The sequence below is a fragment of the Pseudoalteromonas sp. MER144-MNA-CIBAN-0113 genome, assembly GCF_040308965.1.
Lineage (GTDB): Bacteria > Pseudomonadota > Gammaproteobacteria > Enterobacterales > Alteromonadaceae > Pseudoalteromonas > Pseudoalteromonas tetraodonis.
In genome coordinates this window covers 1-1,563 of the sequence record NZ_JBEOOG010000159.1, presented here as the reverse complement: position 1 = coordinate 1,563, position 1,563 = coordinate 1, and the positions used below count along the sequence as shown (strand labels likewise).

General features: G+C 39.2%; 2 protein-coding genes. Both read right to left on the bottom strand.

Features of this window, described 5'->3' with window-relative positions; translation table 11 throughout:
- Nucleotides 1-41 precede the first annotated feature (41 nt).
- Nucleotides 42-446 (bottom strand): AAA family ATPase, encoded by a 405-nt coding sequence (locus AAEY57_RS19125; RefSeq protein WP_350608567.1) that lies wholly within the window; start codon nt 444-446, stop codon nt 42-44.
- Between the two features lie 89 nt (nt 447-535).
- Nucleotides 536-1,456 (bottom strand): hypothetical protein, encoded by a 921-nt coding sequence (locus AAEY57_RS19120; protein ID WP_350608566.1) that lies wholly within the window; start codon nt 1,454-1,456, stop codon nt 536-538.
- Between the last annotated feature and the right edge of the window lie 107 nt (nt 1,457-1,563).

The window sequence follows — 1,563 nt, the reverse complement described above, 5'->3', positions numbered from 1 at the left end:
TGAATCCTGAGAAAAAAGAAGAAATGCGGGCGGCATAAAATTTAACTTGAGGCGACAACTAACTTGAAAAACTCCGCCCTGAAGTCTGGATCGAAGCTTGCTTTGACCTGAACCCCTTGCGCATCTTTCAAAAGGCTATTGTTTGCACCTCGATAATCAGGCATATCTTTCATATATGCCTCGATCACTAGAACAGGTAAGTCTTCAGGTTTTTTATCGGAAGCTAAAAACTTTGCAACCACAGCACTATTGAACAAATCTGGAGAGAACTCTTGATTGAACGGACGACCGCGATACTGAAAATTAAGTACAATTTCTAATGCTTCTAGAACCGTACTTTTCCCAGCATTATTATCACCAACAAAGATGTTTACATCATCGTTAAACTCAAATATTTGATCTTCGAATTTTTTAAAATTGATCAAGCGAAGTGATTTTATAAGCACCTGTTAACTCCCTGTAAAGTTGAAATCCCATGCTGCGGAAATTTAGGAGCGCAAGCGAGTAAATTTTCCGTAGCAGCGCCTTGTTAGTTTTATCTTCTCTTGCGCTCTGACCGTTTAGCGATCTCTGGAACACTATCAGCAGGACTTGCAATGGTCGACATTGATACACCTTCGTCATCTGATAAGGTTTCTCTAAAGCAATGTGCAAGTGATTTTCCTGTATTTCGGGCCATTTCTAGCGCTTCATTTATTTTGTCGCCAGAAATACCACCTTTGGGTCCTCTCACGATGGACTGCATATGAACAGTGCCGTCTTCTGGGTTGTCGGTTGTTAATACATTTTCGATAAACTCATCTGGGTCATCAGCTAAATGATCCATGTGCTCCTGCATGCCTTGCCCCCCTGGGCCAAAAGTGTGCAAGAACCCTGATTCTGGATCGTTCTCTAATGTAATCTTTAGCTGATCATCTTTTGAGAAGGGAATATGATAATCATTGAAATTAATAAATTGATTGCCATCTATTCTCATTTGAAAGTGCCAGTGTGGAAAATCAGTTTTACTACCTGCGTGCCCCTCAAAATCGTTTTTAGAGCAATCCAATGTCCATTCAATATTTTTCCACTTAATAGTTGTTTCAAACAGCTTCCTATCACTGCTTTCTTCTTTAAGGTTGTTTATATTTTTTACGCCAGCCTCAGCATTGGCAACCCATCTCAAAAATGCAGATATATTGAAGAAATCAAACTTATCAGTAATTTTGCTGAAGTCTTTCTTTTTGAATTTACCTCGGCGTAAGAGCCAGTGAACACATGGTTCTGATTTACTTATCGTTTTAAAGGGCTTTCCACAAAGGTAACACTCATCAGAATTGTAGCTTTCTATGAAAGCAGAATATTCTCTATCATAGTTTTCTCTTTGTTGTTCGAAGTGCGCCGTTGACTCCTCATCCGTGAGAGAGCTTATTTGATCTTTAAAAGATTGAGCTACTCGCTTAATGTCGTCTTGCACGATACCTCCTAGTAAAACTAACATTTAATAGCGGAGTTTTTCAAGTTAGTTGTCGCCTCAAGTTAAATTTTATGCCGCCCGCATTTCTTCTTTTTTCTCAGGGTTTA